Source organism: Gammaproteobacteria bacterium (assembly GCA_009845905.1).
Lineage (GTDB): Bacteria > Pseudomonadota > Gammaproteobacteria > Steroidobacterales > Foliamicaceae > Foliamicus.
Genome location: VXYS01000004.1, coordinates 151223 through 169214 on the forward strand (window position 1 = coordinate 151223; position 17992 = coordinate 169214).

General features: G+C 62.8%; 11 protein-coding genes, 2 tRNA genes and 1 pseudogene. 2 read left to right on the forward strand and 12 right to left on the reverse strand.

Annotated elements, in window-relative coordinates; genetic code table 11:
- Position 1: 1 nt before the first annotated feature.
- Complete coding sequence (locus F4036_02215) at positions 2-1354, forward strand: amidohydrolase family protein (GenBank protein ID MYK36557.1); 1353 nt, start codon at positions 2-4, stop codon at positions 1352-1354.
- Here the strand turns inward: F4036_02215 and F4036_02220 are convergent.
- From F4036_02220 to F4036_02235, 4 genes are read right to left on the reverse strand one after another with little or no spacing between them, the layout of a single operon-like run.
- On the reverse strand, positions 1351-3000 hold the full coding sequence (locus F4036_02220) for a carboxylesterase family protein (protein MYK36558.1): 1650 nt from the start codon (positions 2998-3000) through the stop codon (positions 1351-1353). The two genes, F4036_02215 and F4036_02220, sit on opposite strands and share 4 nt — an antisense overlap.
- Before the next feature lie 15 nt (positions 3001-3015).
- Positions 3016-3642, reverse strand: a complete 627-nt coding sequence (locus F4036_02225) for a hypothetical protein (protein ID MYK36559.1) — start codon at positions 3640-3642, stop codon at positions 3016-3018.
- Between the two features lie 54 nt (positions 3643-3696).
- Complete coding sequence (locus F4036_02230) at positions 3697-4869, reverse strand: pyridoxal phosphate-dependent aminotransferase (GenBank protein ID MYK36560.1); 1173 nt, start codon at positions 4867-4869, stop codon at positions 3697-3699.
- A 21-nt stretch (positions 4870-4890) separates the two neighbouring features.
- On the reverse strand, positions 4891-6480 hold the full coding sequence (locus F4036_02235; GenBank protein ID MYK36561.1) for a sulfatase-like hydrolase/transferase: 1590 nt from the start codon (positions 6478-6480) through the stop codon (positions 4891-4893).
- Positions 6481-6578: 98 nt separating this feature from the next.
- On the opposite strand from F4036_02235, the pseudogene F4036_02240 reads away from it, so the two are divergent.
- A pseudogene (locus F4036_02240) lies at positions 6579-6830 on the forward strand (cupin).
- A gap of 831 nt (positions 6831-7661) precedes the next feature.
- On the opposite strand, the gene F4036_02245 reads toward F4036_02240, so the two are convergent.
- The 8 genes from F4036_02245 to F4036_02280 form a co-directional block, all read right to left on the reverse strand.
- Positions 7662-8525 (reverse strand): class I SAM-dependent methyltransferase, encoded by an 864-nt coding sequence (locus tag F4036_02245; protein MYK36562.1) that lies wholly within the window; start codon positions 8523-8525, stop codon positions 7662-7664.
- Positions 8526-8556: 31 nt separating this feature from the next.
- A tRNA-Cys gene (locus F4036_02250) sits at positions 8557-8630 on the reverse strand.
- Positions 8631-8679: 49 nt separating this feature from the next.
- Positions 8680-8754 (reverse strand) — tRNA-Gly (locus F4036_02255).
- Positions 8755-8803: 49 nt separating this feature from the next.
- Complete coding sequence (locus F4036_02260) at positions 8804-9550, reverse strand: glucose 1-dehydrogenase (protein ID MYK36563.1); 747 nt, start codon at positions 9548-9550, stop codon at positions 8804-8806.
- Between the two features lie 18 nt (positions 9551-9568).
- Entirely contained in the window at positions 9569-11785 is a 2217-nt protein-coding gene (locus F4036_02265; protein MYK36564.1) for an alginate lyase family protein, read from the reverse strand.
- Positions 11785-13989, reverse strand: a complete 2205-nt coding sequence (locus F4036_02270) for an alginate lyase (GenBank protein ID MYK36565.1) — start codon at positions 13987-13989, stop codon at positions 11785-11787. Before F4036_02270 ends, F4036_02265 begins: the two co-directional genes overlap by 1 nt.
- A gap of 19 nt (positions 13990-14008) precedes the next feature.
- On the reverse strand, positions 14009-14755 hold the full coding sequence (locus F4036_02275; GenBank protein ID MYK36566.1) for a FadR family transcriptional regulator: 747 nt from the start codon (positions 14753-14755) through the stop codon (positions 14009-14011).
- A gap of 23 nt (positions 14756-14778) precedes the next feature.
- Complete coding sequence (locus F4036_02280) at positions 14779-17928, reverse strand: TonB-dependent receptor (GenBank protein MYK36567.1); 3150 nt, start codon at positions 17926-17928, stop codon at positions 14779-14781.
- Positions 17929-17992: the final 64 nt, after the last annotated feature.

Below are 17992 nucleotides of genomic sequence, written 5' to 3' on the forward strand. Positions count from 1 at the left end.
CATGACTCCGATTCGCTCCCCTATGTTCGCCACGCTGCTCCTTGCGTTCACGGCGGCATCCACCGCCGGCGCGCAGAACCTGCTGGTCGAGAACGTTTCGCTGCTGGACGGTACGGGTGGTCCCGCCGTTGCCGGAATGTGGGTAGCAGTGGAGGACGGGCGCATCAGCGCCGTGGACAATGCGCCGCTCGAAACGCCGGCCGGCGCCGTCGTGCTGAATGGCGACGGCCGCTACCTGATGCCGGGCCTGGTGGACATGCACATCCACCTGCGCGGCGGAGTGCGCACCCCGCCCGAAGGGCTTCAGGAACCGCCCTCCCCCAACTTCGAGGAAGGAATTCAGGCGCTGCATGGCTATCTGTACAGCGGATTCACAATGCTCTACGATGCGGGCAACGACCCCGACTTCATCCTGGCGCTAAGGGAAAAGGAGCGCGCCGGAGAGATCGAAAGCCCGCGCATTTTCGCCACCGGCGGGATCGTGACCTATCCGGGCAGCCACGGCAGCTCGGCAGGCGCCACGCTGGTGGATGACTGGCCGGAGGCCAAGCCGCTGCTGGATGCGCACATCGCGCGCGAACCCGACGTGCTCAAGCTCACCTACGAGGAGCGCGGCTGGGGCTCGCGGCCCACCATTCCGCGCCTGCCCGTCGAGCTGATGCAGACCATCGTGGAGTACTACAACGAGCGCGGCATCCGCACCACCGTGCACACCTCAAGCGAACTGCGCGCCCGCCAGGCCATTTTCGCCGGCGTGGACACGCTGGCGCACCCGATCATCCAGGGTCCGGTTACCGAGCAATTCGCTCGCCTGATGGCCGCCAAGGGCGTTCCCATGGTCACCACGCTCACGATCGGCGAGAACTACGCACGGCTGGTCGAGCAGCCCGAGTACCTGGACCAGCCGATCTACCGGGACACGATCAACCCGGACGAAATCGAGACGCTCAGGACCGAAACCCGCGCGGAATACGAGGCGCGGCCCTGGACCTGGTGGATGAAGGTGATGACCGAAATCGCCAAGGAAAACGTGCGGATGGTCCACGCCGCGGGCGGAGTCCTGGTGGCCGGATCGGACCAGTCCTCGGGACCGGCGGGACACCGCGAACTGGAACTGCTGCAGGACGCCGGTATCGCGGCTGTCGACATCATCCCCATCGCGACGCTCAACGGCGCGGTCTTTCTAGGCATGCAGCACAAGTTCGGATCGATCGAACCGGGCAAGTACGCGGACATGGTACTGCTCGACGCCAATCCCGCCGAGGACATCAACAACGCCAAGGCCATCGTGGAGGTTATCAAAGGCGGCAGAGTCATCGACCGCTCCGCCCTGAGCCTGCCCGTCAACCGCTAACCTGGGTGGGAGGGCGTCCCCTGGGAGCGAGGACGTCCCCCGGGGGCGAGGGCGTCCCGCCCTCGGGGAAGACGGGACGTCTTCCCTCCCGGGTCGGCGGCTCCAGCGGCGGGCTGTATTCGCTGCCGGTAACGCGCTTCGATGAAGTCGAGGCGCTCCCGGGAGACGCCCCCGCGCACTTCGTCCTCAATGCCGAACACGAGCCAGCGGTCGTCTTCCTGCCGGTATTCCGGCCATTGCAGGCGGCTCCCCCCGTTCGGATCGCCGTTACGCGCGAAGTCGAGCCAGTAGCCGAACAGGCGTCCCGCCAGCGCCTGCTGCCCGGCATCGGGCAGGTCCGCCCCGGAAAAGAGCAGCCTGCGGTCGTAGCCGTGCGGCGCGCCCGGCGAGTCGCTCGGGGGCCCGGCGACGGGGACATCCAGGTAGTAGATCCATGCCGGGGAGTTCCTGCGCGCCATTCCCATTGCGAGCGTCCGGGCGGCAAGCAGGTAGCGATTGTCCCCGAACAGGCGCTTTATGCCGATATCCGGAGACTTGTCGAAGTCTTCCCGGTAAAGAGCCCGCGCGGCCGGATAGTCCGCGCCCCAGATGCGTTCGTACGCTTCTTTCGATATCCCCGAAACCGGCATGATGATGCCTTCGTAGCTGGTTCCGCCGGTCATGACGGGCACATCGTGCTGTTGGCCGGCCAGGAACAGTACGCCGGGTTCTTCGCGCAGCGTGACACCATCGACCAGCGGCAGGTGAAATCCCTCGACGGCTCTCATCAGCGCCATCGCATCCAGGGCCCGCAACTCGTCGAACGTGTCCGCGTCGGGAGAAACGCGGTCGATCAGCTCCCGGGCCAGCGACTCCGCGCTCTGCGCGGGATTCAGATCCATGCCCAGCGGGCCGGGCGTGGGAGCGTCGGCGGTGCGCGGAAGGGCCCAGGTTCCATAACCGCTCTGCGCAATGGCGCCGTGGAACAGCCCCCGCGCCGCGTCGTTCGCCAGCAGCATGCTCACCGCCATCCCACCCGCGGACACGCCGAAGACGGTAACCCTGCCCGGATCGCCTCCAAAGGCGGAAATGTTGTCCCGCACCCATTCCAGCGCCATGACCATGTCCAGCAAGCCGAAGTTGGCTACCGGGCCCTCGAGCGCCGGATGCGCGAAGAAACCGAGCGGTCCCAGCCGGTAGTTGATCGAAACGAAGACAACGCCCCGCGCTGCGAACAAACCACCCGGCACATCGCTGGTGCCCGCAACGAAGCCGCCGCCGTGAATCCAGACCATGACCGGACGTGCGCCGCCGTCAACGGCGGGCGTCCAGACATTGAGCGTAAGACAGTCTTCGTCCATTGACCTGACGGGCCGGACCTGGGGACAGGACGGACCGAAATCGAGCGCCTGGCGCACGCCTTCGTGCTTCGGCTCCGCCTGCGGCGGCAGCCAGCGACGATCTCCGGTCGGCGCGTTGCCGTAGGGAATGCCGCGAAAAACCAGCGCGCCGTTCTCGACGGTCCCTTCAAACGCGCCTTGCGGCGTTTCAACTACGTTTCCGGCAGACGCCGCACCGGCCGTAAGCACCCAAAGAAGGAATGCGCCAAGCAGAAGCCGAGCGCCCAAGTCGCAACTACCCTGCCCCGCCTCCTGCGAGCCGGACACGGCCGCCTGTCCGTCCTAGTCCGTTTCCGGAGCTGCGCAAACCCCGGGCTTGGCGGCGATCAGCGCCTTGGCCGCGACAAAGCGCGCCCGGTTCTCGTCGGTGGTGGCGAGCGCCTCGCCGGAAATGAACACGCCGAATACCGGTTCGCCCTTGCCGTCATAGAACAGCACGCCCTGCACGCGGCCCTCGCCCTCGCCGATCTCAAGGTCGAGGGCGTAGATTGCCGCAAATTCGTCAGGACGCAGGTGACCGCGCAGCGGCTTCGTGTACTCGATATTGAAATACTGGCTTCGTGTGGATGGAGCGCCAGGCGAAACACCGCTCAATACCTCAAAAACGGTGCCTCCCTTGGTGATCAGGAAACTGGCCTCCGAGACTTCGGACAACGCCGCCCACACTTCCTCAAACGCGCTTCCCGGCGCGGATACGGCCTGTTCGGCAGGCAATGCGGCAACCACTTTAGCCTCGGGCAATCCCAGGCGCCGGGCGGCGGTAAACGGCAAAACGCCGGCAGATTCCTCATAAAAGGCGCGCACCTGCTCGCGTTCCTGATCCGTAGCGCAGATTTCCTCCGCCAGCGCTGCGTTCAGGGCCATCAGGCCTGTAAGCGCAATGGACAATTGAACAGTTCTGGTTTTCATGGCTGGTTTCCCCTTCCCGACCTCCACTCCGGTCGGCAGGCCAAAAAATGGATTCTATCCGCGCGCGGCGAAGAAGGCGTGCATGCGGTCCATCGCTTCCTCCAGACGCTCATAGGGCTCGGCGCCGAAACACACGCGCAAATGCCCTGCCCCCGCCTGTCCGTAGAACGATCCCTCCTCCACGCAGACGCTGGTCTCCTTCAGCAGCGCCCGCGCCAGCTCGGCGTCGTCCCAGCCGGTCCCTGAAATGTCCGGAAACGCGTAGATGCTGCCCTCCGGCGCCGGACAGCGCACGCCCGGCATCGCGTTCATGCGCTCCACCACGAGGTCGCGGCGGCGGCAGTCTTCGCGCACCATTTCCTCGACCGCCTCCTGGGAGCCGGACACGGCCGCGCGTCCGCCCTCCTGGATGAACACGTTGACGTGGGCGATGTCGTTCTTCGAGATCTTCAGCATGGCGTCGATGAACCGCTTCGGGGCCACGGCGTAGCCCATCCGCCAGCCGTCCATTGCGTACGCCTTGGTGAAGGCGAAGTGCGTAATGGTCCGCTCCCACATGCCGGGCAGCGAAGCGATGCTGATGTGCCGGGCGCCGTCGAAGACGATCTGTTCGTAGACGTCGTCCGACATGACCAGGAGGTCGTATTCGATCGCGATGTCCGCCAGTTCCTGCAGCTCTTCGCGGGTATAGACGCGTCCCGTGGGGTTGGCCGGGTTGACCAGGACGATCATGCGGGTGCGCGGGCTCAGTCGTTCGCGGATCGCCTTCCCGTCGAGCGCAAAATCCCGCGAACGGTCCAGGGGCGCCGTCACCACCACGCCTTCCGCCAGTTCGATCTTGTTGATGTGCTGAGGGTAATACGGAGAAAGCAGCATGACCTCGTCACCCGGATCCAGGGCCGCCATGCAGGTGATGTAGGCCCCGTGCGTCAGACCGCTTGTCACCAGGATCTCGTCGAGGGCCGCCTCGATGCCGTTCCGGGCGGCCAGCTTCTCCGCCAGCGCCCGGCGAAACGGCTCATTGCCCAGGAAATCGCCGTAATGCACCATCCCGGAATCCAGGGCCGCCTTGCAGGCTTCCTTGATATGCGCCGGCGTGTCGAAGCTGGGCATGCCCACTTCCAGGTGGATCACGTCGACGCCCTGCGCCATGAGCGGCAGGGCTTCCTCGTACATGCCGAAGCTCTTCTCCGAACTCTGGACGATCCGGTCTGCGGGCCATTTCATACGCGTGTCCTTCTTCCTGTTTCAGCGGTCCCGGAACACCGAGCCCGGCCGCTCGACGAAAGGCTCGCGCCAACCGGGGAAGCGGTCGCGGAATATGTGGTTTTGTCCATAGTGCGTGTCGAGCAGGATCGCCTTGGCCGAGCCGCCCCGCCACAGGTCGTATTCCGGCGCCGAATGGCGCGCAAAGAAGTGGGTAAGCCGTGCGTCCAGTTCCGCCACCACTTCCGCGTGCGCCGGATCGTCGATGAGATTGCGCTTTTCTCCGGGATCGTCGGCCAGGTCAAACAGCGTGTGAGGCTCGCCGGTGTCGAACCGCTTCATGTATTTCCAGCGCCCGGAGCGCACGACGCGGACCGTAACGAACTCGAAAAACGCCGTGCTGTCCCATTCCGTTTCCGCGTCTTGCAGCATCGGGGCAAAGCTGCGCCCCCCGGAGTTGCGGATCTCGAGCTCCTCGAGGCCCACGAAATCGAGCAGGGTCGGGAACACGTCCACCTGGTTGATGAATTCCTCGCGCACCGCCCCCTCGGGCACCCGTCCGGGCTGCGAGAACATCAGCGGCACCTCCATGTTGACCTGGTGCACGGTGAACGGAAAGCTCCAGGACGTATTGCCCCAGAGGCCGCCGTGTCCGAACCGCGAGCCCTGGTCGGAGGTGTAAATGACCAGCGTGTTCTCCCGCAGCCCCTGTTCCTCCAACGCTTCCATCAGCCGCCCTACCCCGTCGTCCACCATCGTCGTTTCGGCAGCCGTATTGATCATCGCCACGGGATTGTTGATAGCGTTGATCGCGCGCCAGGCGGTGGTGCCGTCGCGGACCATTTCGCCGGTCGGGCTCCTGCCCCGCGCCCAGGCTTCCAGGTAGGGATGGATGGGCTCGTGCGGCATCGACGGCGGGTTCTGACGGTAACGCTCCGCGTGCCGGTTGCGGGGCGGAAACAGCACGGTCGGCGGCAGCATGTACGGACCGTTGTACGACAGGTACAGGAAGAAAGGCTCCTCGCTGCCCTGCCGCTGCCCGATGAACTCGATCGCCTTGTCCGTCCAGAAGTCTGTGAGGTGCTTCTCCACGCGGTAATGCCGGCCGTTGTCGATCACCTCCTGGTCGTAGAAGGTAGTCGTATGGCCCGACGGGAAAGTCACCCACCACGAGAACCCCAGTTGCGGGCGCTCGTGCCGCCCCAGGTGGTACTTGCCCACCAGTCCGGTGAAGTAGCCGGCGTCCGCCAGCGTCTGCGGCAGGTTGCGGAACTCCTCGATCGCCGACCAGCCTTCCAGCTCCGGCTGGGGAGGCAAGGCCACGTGTATGCCTGTCTGCGAAGGCATGAGGCCGGTCAACAGGGCGGCGCGCGCAGGCGAACAGACGCCGCTGGCCGCGAAGGCGTTGCGAAACAGCACGCCCGAACGGGCCAGCGCGTCGATATTGGGCGTTGCGATTTCGTTGTTGCCGTAGGCGCCCAACAGGCGCGCGGACTGGTTGTCCGAAACGATCAGGATGACGTTCGGACGCTCTGCAGCGGAAGATTCCTGCGCGGCCGCGCCCGGAAACACCGCGGCCAACAGAAGTGCGAGGCCGGGCAGCGATCCTGCGGCTTTGATGGTGGTCGTCATACGCCGGGAGAATACCCGCAAGCAATCGGTGTGTGCAAAGGGCGGGCTAAAATGACTGATCGATCCCGCAGGGGAGACACATAGCGGCAGGAAGGTCAATGAGCGACTCAACCCAAAAGCCCGTAATCGCGAAATACAAGCCGTATTTCGCCGAGCTGAAAAAAGACAAACGGTATTTCTGGTGCGCCTGCGGGCGTTCGAAGAACCAGCCTTATTGCGACGGCTCGCACAAGGGGACCGGCATGGCGCCGATTCCCTACAAGGCGCTCAAGGAAGGCGAAGAGGTGCTGTTCTGCGGCTGCAAGCACACGGGGGAAGCCCCGTTCTGCGACGGCAGCCATAACAACCTGCTGGAAGAGTACGAGACCGAAGACCCCCTAAGCCCGGAGAACCGCGCGATACCCCAGGCCGCCCAGGCCGCACCCGGCCGCGTGGTTCTTGATGGCGGCTGCCAGGTCGCGCGGGTGGAACAACTGGCCGATGAGGGCGCCGGGGTCATTGAAGTCCGCAAGCTGATCGGCGCGGAGGACGGCGCGCGCCATCAGTCGCAGTTTCACCTGTGGCTGGGCCCCGGCTATTCGCAGGCCATGGAATTTCCGGGCTGCCAGGTGCTCCTTTTCGTCAAGGACGATACGGGTGGGCTCACCATCGGCCGCCAGGAATTCGCGCTTGCGCCCCGCAGCGGTGCGTTCGTGCGTCCCGGCGAGGCGTTTGCGCTGACCGCACCGACCGACCGGCCCCTCAACGTGTACGCCAGCACCTTCCCGCAGTTCGAGGGCCCCCGGTGGCTTCAGGAACTGCCGGACCGCTTCGACACAAACTACCCGGACCGCACCATCGCAATGGACCGGGACAAGGCCACGCCGATGGCCGACCGCTTCTTCCAGGTCCTGATCGACAAGCGCCAGGGATTCGAGAACGGCGCCCAGTTCATCGGCGAAATTCCGCGGTCCAAGGCGGTTGCCCATAGGCACCTCTACGAGGAAACGCTGATCATGGTTTCAGGCGAAGGCTGCCTCTGGACGGACAACGTGAAGACACCGGTCGAGGCAGGCGACGTGATTTTTCTGCCGCCAAAGCAGCGCCACTCGCTGGAATGCACCAGCGAGGACGGAATGCTGGTGGCCGGGGTGATCTTCCCCGGCGACAATCCCTCGATCAACTACTAGAAATCGCGGAAATCAGCCGGTCGGCTTCACGAAGAGAAGCGTGAAGCGGTCGCTTTCGCCGATCGCCAGACTCTTGATCCGCTGCGCCTCGTCCACTTCGGGCCAGCCTTCGAACGCCAGGTAACGAAGCGTGGGCGGCAGACGCCAGACACGCTTTTCGTAGTCCTTGTCGTCCATCGGGTTGTTGTTGATGTCGCTGGTCGCGACCAGTTGCCATCCGGCCTCCTCGGCAAGCCTGATGGTATAGCCCTCGTTGACGTAACCGGATACGGCCTCGGGGTCCTGCCGGATCAACGGATTCCCGCGGTGTTCGACGATACCCAGGTGGCCGCCGGGTTTCGCCGATACGTACATCATTTCCAGCATCTCGTGGATGCTGCCGCTGGTCATCCAGTTATGGATGTTCCTGAAGGTCAGCACGAGGTCGGCCGATCCCGGCTCGATGGGCCTGAAATTGTCCCCGCTGATGCTCACGACCTCGGCGTCGCCGTACAGTTCCCTGTCGGCGTCGATCAGCTCCGCGAGCTCGTAGAAGGCGCCCTGGGCCCACTCGCTGGTATCGGGGTCCCACATCGTTGCAAAGTACTTGCCCGTGCCGGCGACGACGGGTGCAATGATCTCCGTATACCAACCGCCTGTCGCATTGATTTCCAGCACCGTCATGTCTTCCCTTAGACCAAAGAAAGTCAGTGTTTCGTAGGGGTTGCGATAGGCGTCCCTGGCCCTTTTCTCCGCCGATCGATGCTCGCCGGTTATGACGGCGCGCAGGCGCGCGTCGGTGGAGTCGCCGGCATGGCTGTCTGCGAGTGCAGTGGAGCCGAAGTATGCCGTAAATAGCGCCAGGGCAAGCACCGGGGATTGTCGTATGAACTTCATTTGCGGTTCCTTCTTAAATCCGAACGCCATCTGGAGGCCAGGGCCGGAATTGAACCGGCGTCCACGGATTTGCAGTCCGCTGCATAGCCACTCTGCCACCTGGCCTGGCTGTTCGGCAGGCCGCGCCCCGCCGCGCTGATTCCTGCCGGAAAAATGGAGCGGGAAACGGGACTTGAACCCGCGACCCCAACCTTGGCAAGGTTGTGCTCTACCACTGAGCTATTCCCGCTCGAAGCGGCGCCGAGTCTAGCAGTAACGCCGCTCCCGATTCAATAGACTCAGGAGAAGAAGGTGCCTCCGTTGATGTCGAAACTCGCGCCGGTAATGAAGCTTGCCCGGGACGAGGCAAGGTAGGCGACCAGGTCCGCGACTTCCCGGGATTCTCCCTCGCGCCGCAGCGGCGTTCCCGCCGCGACGTTGGCGCGCACGGCGTCCTTGGTGAACGTGTCGTGGAAGGTGGTGTCGATCATTCCCGGGCACACGCAGTTGACCCGGATGCCGCTCGGCCCCAGTTCCTTGGCCATCGCCCGGGTAAGCGACATCACCGCGCCCTTGGACGTCGAGTAGGCCGCCGCACCCGGACCGCCGCCGTCCCGTCCGGCCTGCGAGGCAAGATTGACGATGGATCCACCCTCCGCCATGTGGGGAAGAACGCACTGCGTCGTCAGGAAGGTGCTGGTCACGTTCAGCCGCAAGACATGTTCCAGGAACTCCTCATCCATCTCCGGCAACGGCTTTCGCGCGACCATGCCACCCACGACGTTGACCAGGACGTCAATAGAGTCGCCGAATGCGCGGCGGGTCTCGGCCACCAGCTTCTCGACGTCCCCGCGCCTGGTCATATCGCCGGCGACGGCGGTCGCGGTTCCGCCCGCCTGCCGAATGCTCTCGACCGTCTCCTGCCCCGCGGCGGCATTATTGAAATAGTTGACGACCACGCGGGCGCCGGCCTCGGCCAGGGCCAGCGACACGGCCCTGCCGATGTCCCTGGAACCGCCGGCGACGATTGCTACCTTGCCTTCCATACCTGTATCCCCCAATGACTAATTTGAATGTTTCGAGGCGACCGGCCCCTTCTGATCGAACAGACCATAGAAGCCGCTCCACATGAACTCCCGGCCGGCGACCCTGATTGCATGCTCAAGGTCGTCGTCGGGGTCGTAAGAAAGAGCCAGGTAGCGCTCACCGCGCTGCCTGTTGACAATTTTCACCAGCGTGCGGTTGCCTTCCCGGATTCGCTCGATCGCGGCGATAGACCCTTCGCTGCCGATTGTGGACTCTTCCGCCGCGTCGTACTCGCCATGCGCTTCCAGCGTGGAAACGAAGGTGCTGTCGCCCGAGCTTCGTGTTCGCAGGATCACGGCCTGCTCGCGCCGGAGATTGATCTGGGGATCGTTGGCGCCCAGTTCCGCAAAGAGCACCTGCAGCGGTTCTTCGGCCTGGATCGAATACGTATAGAAGCGATCGTCGGCAAGCCAGGTCATCGAGAACAGCTCGCCGGCAGCCACCTCGGTTTCCGCCCGCAGCCATAGATGCTGGTAACCATTGGCGCTGCCCAGCGGCATCATTTTGTCGGTCATTGCGCGAAGCGACGGGCTGGTGGCTATGACCTGGCCCTTGAAGTGAACCGGCAAATCGTATTGCCGTGCCCCCGATCCTGTCACTTCAAGCACGTCCACAACGACGGGGCCGTCCGCTAGCACGCCGTCCGCCAGAACCAGAGTGCGACTGAAGGAAACGCCCTCATAGGCGCCGTCCATGGACGCCGCCGCGACATGAACGCCCTTCTCGCTTGCGTAGTACAGCATCTCGGGATGGAAACGCTCGCCGACCGACAAACGGGCGCCGAAATGACTCTCCCCGTCCACGACCAGCGTATTGTGGGCAACCGTCTGCTTGGCCCAGGATTCGTTCTCGGGCAAGTAGCGCCCGCCGTTCTTGGGCTCGATATTGAGGAAACGCGCGGCGCCGTAGTCGGCCACGATCTCGTTGCCGTTGTCGTAGAAGATCCAGTTCAGCTTGTCGAAATGGCCGTGTCCCATTCCCTGCGCCGTGGCCTTGAACACCAGCGCCTGGTGGCCCGGTCCCGCGCCGTTGCGAAGAACCGCCAGACCGCCCTGTTCGCCGGCGGGGCCGTCCCTGAGCAGCACGGATCGGTGCTCGTAGGGCTCCGCCTCGCCGCGGTCCGCCGCCAGCGCCGCCTCGAAGCCGTCCCCGGTCAGCACGTAGGACTCCTGCCGCCGCGCCACCGACAGCAGCCTCGGGTCGCCGGTGAGCGCGTAGGCGATGGCTACGCCGTGGCGCAACTCGACGGTGTCCAGTCCCTTCTCCCGGATCGCGTCGTTGATCGGAAAGAACAAGCCGCCGTAGGAAAGCTCGATGCAGGCATAGATCGCCTTCAGCAACAGGCCGTCGCGATACTCGAATATCTTCAGTTCCGGATCGTTGTTCTCGATGCTGCGGGCAAATACCACCAGCGGCATCAATGCGTAACGCTGGTAGTACGGGCCCTCGGCGTAGTAGCCGTCCGGCGATAGCAGCAGGTCGAGCTGCCGGATGAACCCGGCTTCACCGTCGCCGTTGAGGCCGTAAAGCGACATTTCCACGTACGACGGGTCGTCGAGCGTGTATCCGGTCATCCCGACAGCGGCCACCGCCCAGGTTCCGTGGTTGTGAATCCGGTCGAACGTCTGCGGCGATTCCACCGAAAGGAAGTCGGCCATGGGCCGCAGCAAACGTTCTTCTATTACGCTCTTTTCGTCGTCGGAAAGGGTGTCGACAATCGCATCGTAGCCCTGGATTGCGTGAACCAGCCAGACGGATTCATTGAGGCTCTGCCAGAACAGCCGGCCCGGCGTCTGCTCCTTCTTCATCGGATGCTCGCCCAGGCCCGGATACAGGACCGCATACGCCAGCAACAACGATTTGGCATGATCGGCGTAGCGCCCGTCGCCGGTGAGCTGATAGACAACTCCGGCTTCGTGGATCGCGACGCCGTTTCGCTTGTGCTGTTCGTGCGAATAGCCGCCGCCGGCGTCGATGGGAGCGGGCACGTCGGGCTCGGATGCGAAATAAAGGTCGACGCGCGCCCGGGTCCGCTCCAGCGAGCGCATGAAGCCCGGCGACTCGCCCATCGCGGCGGTGACACTCGCGACGTCACCTGCGGTCAGCAGCAGGCGAGGATGCGATGCCCGGCCATCCTGCGGCCAGCCGCCGATCGCCAGGGCCGCCAGGGCCGGAACGACAAGGGACCGGCGCATTACGGCGCGCCGATCTCGCCCACGATCGGCTCCGGCGTGCCGGCAAACCGATTGCCCCCGATTCGCGTGATCGGATCGCCGACCGTGTGCGTAACGCGTATCGGAAGGCTGTCGATGAATTCGTTGTCGTGAATGTCGGCCACCTGCACGCCCAGCAGCCGTATCGACGCGGCCGTCTTGTTGCGCGTATTGTGACCGACCGAGTCCAGCACGCTGGAACGGATTTCGAGCCGGGGGCCGAAGGTGCTCTCGTCCGTACCGCCGCGGTAAATGTCCACCACGGCGCCGCCGATGTTGGTGAACCGGCTTTCGACAACCGAAATGACCTCGCCGTTATAGCGGCCCAGGTCGTCGATTTCCCTGCTCAGCGAAATCACGCTGCCGGTAATGTCGCTGAATTCGGAGCGCGTGATGCGAATCTCATTCGCAAAGGTGTTCTTGGCCACCAGGAAGAAATTGAAAAGGTAATTGACGTCCAGGTCGCTTACGGAGCAATCGTCGACCAACAGGCCGTAGTTGCTCGTCATCGAGTAGCGGCTGGTGCGAACCACCGAGTTGCCCGAAATGTCGGGAGAAGCTGCGCCGGAAATCTCCAGGCCCGAAAGCTCGAGGCGCCCGCCATCGTCAATCTCGAACAGCGCCGGGCGCTCGAACTCCAGCCTCACCGTTCCACGGCCCCGGGATGCCCTTATGCTCAAGGGCCGGTCGACCATGATCGTCTTCCTGACCCGGTAATCGCCCGGGGCCAGTTCCAGGACGGAACCCGCTTCGGCCCGGGCGGCGGCATTGAACAGGGCATCCTCGCCGGGCGTGACGAGGATTGTGGGCGGGGCCACGGGGGAGGAACCCGGTTTCGGATACCAGGCAACGCCCGTTTCGTCCTTGTCCAGCACCTTCAGGTCCGCGCGAACGCCGATTGAAGCGAGGTCGTCTCCGACCGGATACCAGAGCCCATTGGCGGCCTGCCGCATCTCGACGGGGGCGTTCGAAAAACCGCTCTTTAGCGGCAGATCGTCGACCGCGTTCGCCGCATTGTCCTCGAATGCGATCCCGCTGATGTCGTCATGCACCCGGATGACGTTCTCGCCGTCACGGTTGAATACCAGGTTGGAACGGAACACGCTGTCGATCGGCGTCGCCGAGCGCTCTTCGTCACTGCCCCCGGCCATTTCGATGTAGTCGCACTGAATGATCGAGTTGCTCTCCATCACCACGTCCTCGACCTGGTGATAACGGTTCAGCGGCGAATCCGGAACTCCGTTCATGACCGTGAAGGCGGCCCCGAAACGGTAACCGGTCAGCCCATGCAGGTAGTTGTTGCGGACCACATGCCCCTTGTTGATGACCCGTATGCCGCCGGTGTTCGGAACACCGTTGCCGAGGAACACGTTGTCCTCCACCACGGCGTTGTTGCCGTGCCGCATCGTGAGCGTGCCGCGCGATTCCAGGAACAGGTTTCCGCGGAAGGTGTTTCCGCCGGACTTGTTGGAGATGATCTCCAGCTCGCCGTCGCAGCGATCGAACACGTTGTTCTCGACGACGGTCAGCGAATCGGCCATCGAGTAGTGGCTGGTGCCGATACGCAGCGTCTCGCCGCCGTTGGACCCCAGTATCGGCCGCGGGCCGAAATAGTTGTGGTCGATGCGGTGGTGGTTTAGCTGGTTTTCCTCGCCGTCCAGCCGCACGGCCATGGTGACCCCGAGATTGCCCTTGCCCTCGACGTGGTTGTGGTCGAAGCGGTTGTGGCGCCCGAACATCAGCACCCAGAAATCGATCTCATGCCGTTCCGGGTTGTTGAACCGGTCGATGACGGTCTCGGTCACCCTTGAGTAATTGGCGGGTTCGCCCTTCGTCCGGCGAAAGGAAATCACGGTACTGGTCGGCGTGTAGCCGTCCCTGAACACCAGTCCGGAAACGACCAGGTGGTTGCCGGCGAGACGCAGGTTGGACTGGCCGCTGATCACGACCTGCCCCTTTGTTTCCGCCGTCAGGGTAATCGGCCGGTCCGGCTCCCCGTTGCCGACAAGGAGAATCTCGAAATCGCGCCAGACCCCGTTGGCGAGCACGATGACGTCACCCGGCCCGGCGCGCTCGACCGCATCACGGTATTCCTCCTGATTTGTAACGAGCGTTTCGGCTGCGGATGCGCTTCCCGCCGCGAAAAAGGCGAGCGCGGAAGCTACCAGAAATCTCCGGTACGACATGAAAAGGCTCCTGGCTTAGCTAGATTCGTGCGCTTTTGAGGAAACGCTCGCGGCTCTCGCTGGCCTTCCTGCGAACGTCCCTGAGCGCCTTCTGCTCGGTCACGTCCAGCATGGATTCCAGCAGCCGCGTGAAGTGCTTTCTCATCGCCATCCGCGCCTGTGAGGGATTGCGGCTATGCAGCGCATCGAGAATCTCCCGGTGTTCTCCCCCGCGAACCGCCGCATCTTCCGAGCAAACGGAGTCATACACCTTCTTGACCGGCGCCAGTTCCATGCGCATCCGCCAGAGCTTCTCGACGATGTAGTAGAGCACCGAATTCCCGGCGGCGGCGGCAATGGTCAGGTGAAAGTCCCGGTCCGCGAGTTCCGCCGCATCGACGTCTTCGTGGTCGTCGCTGCTCATGTCCTCGATGAGTTGCTCAAGCTCGGCCAGCGTCTCGTCGCTGATGTCGGGCGCCGCAAGCGCCGCCACTTCGGACTCGAACAGGGAACGCGCTTCGGTCAGTTCGAGCGCGCTTACGCTGGGCAGCACGTCCACCTGGGAGACGGCGGCGTCCAGTACGTGCGCTCCCGATCCGGGCCGCACTTCGAGCTTTCCGAGAGCCTGCAGCGAAATCAGCGCCTGGCGGACCGTGATCCGGCTGACATTGAATTGTTCGGCCAGCTCGCGCTCCCCGGGCAAGCGGGTGCCGGGCGGATACACGCCTTTTTGCATCCGCTGCGCAATCCGTTGCGCAACGGCCTCATACAACCTTTGTTCCTTCATCTTTGTCGGCGATGCGGCAACATTCAAAACCTCGCTGTAACACCGGCGAATATACGTGGGCCATACTCCAGGGTTTGAACCACCTCGCCTTCCAACGCGCGGAAATCGACACGTGGCTCACCAAGCACGTTAATGCCTTCCAGCGAAAGCTGGATATTGTCGGTCATGTCGTACCTCAGGCGAAGGTCCAGCGTTTTGTAGCCATCCACATATCGAACGCGAGCCGTAGTATCGCGACCATAGCCCTGGAAGTACTGGGAACGCGCCTTGAAAATCGCCTGCACGCTGAAGCGATCATTTTGCCAGTAAAGCTGCGTTGCGCTGGTATGACGTGACAGCCCCCACAGCCCGGCCGGCGGCAAAAGGCCCAGGAGCGGGGTCGGATTGCCGTCAGCGTCGAAGGCCGTACCGTCACCGCCGTGCCCATCCTCGAATTCGAAATCGGAATCCGCGTAGTTATAGCTGAACTTCGCACCAAAGCCGCTCAGAAAACCTGGCAGATAGTCGAACGCATGGGTAGCGGTGACTTCAAGACCGGTGAGGTCGCTCTTGTCGCCGGACACCTGAGTGGTCCTTACGGTACCGCTGACCGTATTTCCATCAATCACAAAGTCTTCCTGCTGATAAACATTCTCGAAACCACCCTGAAACCGCTTCCAGTAGACACCCGCCGCCAACATCGTGTCTTCGTTGGCATACCATTCCAGACTAACGTCCAGATTCCAGGATGGCAGAGGTTCCAGCTTCGGGTTGCCCGGCGCGCCAATACCCTGCACCGCTTCTTCCAGGGTGGCGTAACCCGAATCCGGGTCATCGGAGTCATTGGTGTTGATGCCGCGACTGTTCCCGTAGGAGTGAGGATCCGGACGCGAAGTACCCTTGAACACGCCGCCCCGGAATACCCAATCGGCATTCAGATCCATGATGAAGGTCAGACTGGGCAAGACTTGCGTATAGCTATTGGTCTGCACCACTTGTTCGAAATCCGCGCCCGCTACCGGCTCAACAAAATACAAGCCGCCTTCCTGTACGACGGTTAGCGGAGTTCGGTATCCGATCGACGAAATGTCCGTTTCAACGACACGCACGCCAAAGTTGCCGCGCACGGGCTTACCGGCCATTGCGGTTTCATAATTGGCCTGCACGTACACAGCCGTTGCATCTTCCGTCAAGTCGATACTGCCGGTCGAGAGTCCATTCTGGAAGCCGATTGCGGATCTGCCACCGTAGTTGGCAAGCAATTCATCAAGCAGGCAGCCATGATCGAATGTTGCCCATCCGGTGCCGGTGCCAATACCACTGGCAACCGTAACAAGATCATTACCGCCTCTGGATTCCGACAGGAAACCAGGCTCCGGGAAACTGGGCTCACCGCAATTGTTGGCAGCGTTGAATACCACGGCGCGGGCTTCGGCCGTGTTGGAAGTGCCGCCGGGGACGCCGTCAAAATCCTCGTCCTCGAACAGACTCAATCCGTCGTCATTGCGAGCGCCGCCGAAGGTGCGGTACTCCAGCCGGGAAGAGCGTACGCCTGCCTCGACATTATTGACGAAGCCCAGGGACTCGGTATCCCAGGACAGGTCCAGCCTGAAGGCGTCAATCGTGTGCTCGCGAATCTGCTGCCTGGCGCGAATTCGCGCACGATCGCGAGCGGTAAAGTAGGCAGGATTGGTAATGTCGAAGTCCAGCAGGGAAGCAGGATCACGCGAACTGCTGCCGTCCGTGCTGAGAATGGTTGGCAGCGTAAGTCCATCCGTGCCGGGCGCATTCACGTCGAAATGGACCCAGAACTCTTCTCTGCCTGAAGTGCGGTCCGGATCCGTGATCAATACCTCGTTGGCAGCCATGCGAACCTCAACGTCCGTCTCGGTGCGCTTGGTGTCCGCGAAAGCCGCATCAAACGAAATTTCCAGGCTATCCGTGGCTTGCCAGGCAATGTTCAGGCCGGCGCCTTCATACTCTTCAAAACGTGTGAAGTCCGTTGTATTGGATCGGATGTCGGTATCTGCGACGAAACTTTGCAGTAGCCCCGTACGCGGGTTGGAAACGACGTCCCGCAGGTTATTCTGGGTTGCTCCGAACTGAAGGTCCTGGCGCAGTTCCTTCTGATCCCGCTCGGACTGCTGGAAATCGAGCATGAAATCCAGACGATCATTGGGTTGCCACTGGATCACCCCGAACAAGGCCTCACGGTCGTCATCCGTTGTGTTCCGGCGGAACGTACGATCACGAGCTATGTAGGCAAACGGAATATCCGAAACGCTGTTGTAGTTGGGATTGGAATCGATAAGGTCCTGAAGCTGGTCATTGCTCAAGTCGGGGTCGCCTGCGTTTTCATCGCACCGGCCGGACGTATCGAGCGGCTGCGCGTTGGAATCGAATGAATCCAGCACACAGGCTTCAAACCGCCCGCCGCCGGTGGTATGAGTGGCCTCCGCCTCGGGGTTGGAGTCGTCCCGCACTTGTCCTCCGATGGATATGCCGATCCTGCCCAGACCTTCAAATTCCCATGAATTGATATAGCTGGCGGTGGCGCGGTGGCCATACTCATCCTGGCCGATTATGTTGCCGTCGTCGGGATGCGCCGAGCTCTTGACGCTGAATTGCATGCGCTGGTCGCCGTACTCGATAGGCCGCCGGGTGCTTAAGTGAACCTGACCGCTGACGGCGCCTTCAAGATAGCTCGCAGACTGCGTTTTATGAATGGCAACGGCATTGAACAATTCAGAAGGGAAGATACTGAAGTTGACCGCGCGGTTGCCGCTTCCGTTCGTGGACTCCCGGAAATTGACGACCGTGTTGCCCAGGTAGGGCCCCAAGCCCCGGATCGCAACCTCGGTAGCGCCTCCGTTCTCGCGATGAGTGGCGGCGCCTGTGACTGTCTCCAGTGCTTCGCCGATGGACAAGGCCGGCAGTGCGCCGATCTCTTCCGCATTGAGTCCGTCAACGATTGTGACGGAATTCCGCTTGAGCCGGATGGAATCCTGGATCTCGCGTCGCACTCCTGTTACGACAATCTCTTCAATCATCGACTCATCGACCTCGAGCGGCACATCGGAATCTTCCTCTTCCTGCGCGTATGCGGGCGAACCCGCAAGCACGATGGCCAGAATTCCGCATATCGGGACCAGCGTACGGCGCCGTTGGCCAGCAGCAATCGCTACTTTCCGCATTTTCCTTCTCCTCACCAAGATTATGCGAAAAGTATAGCCCAATTTGCTGAGATCAATAGTACCA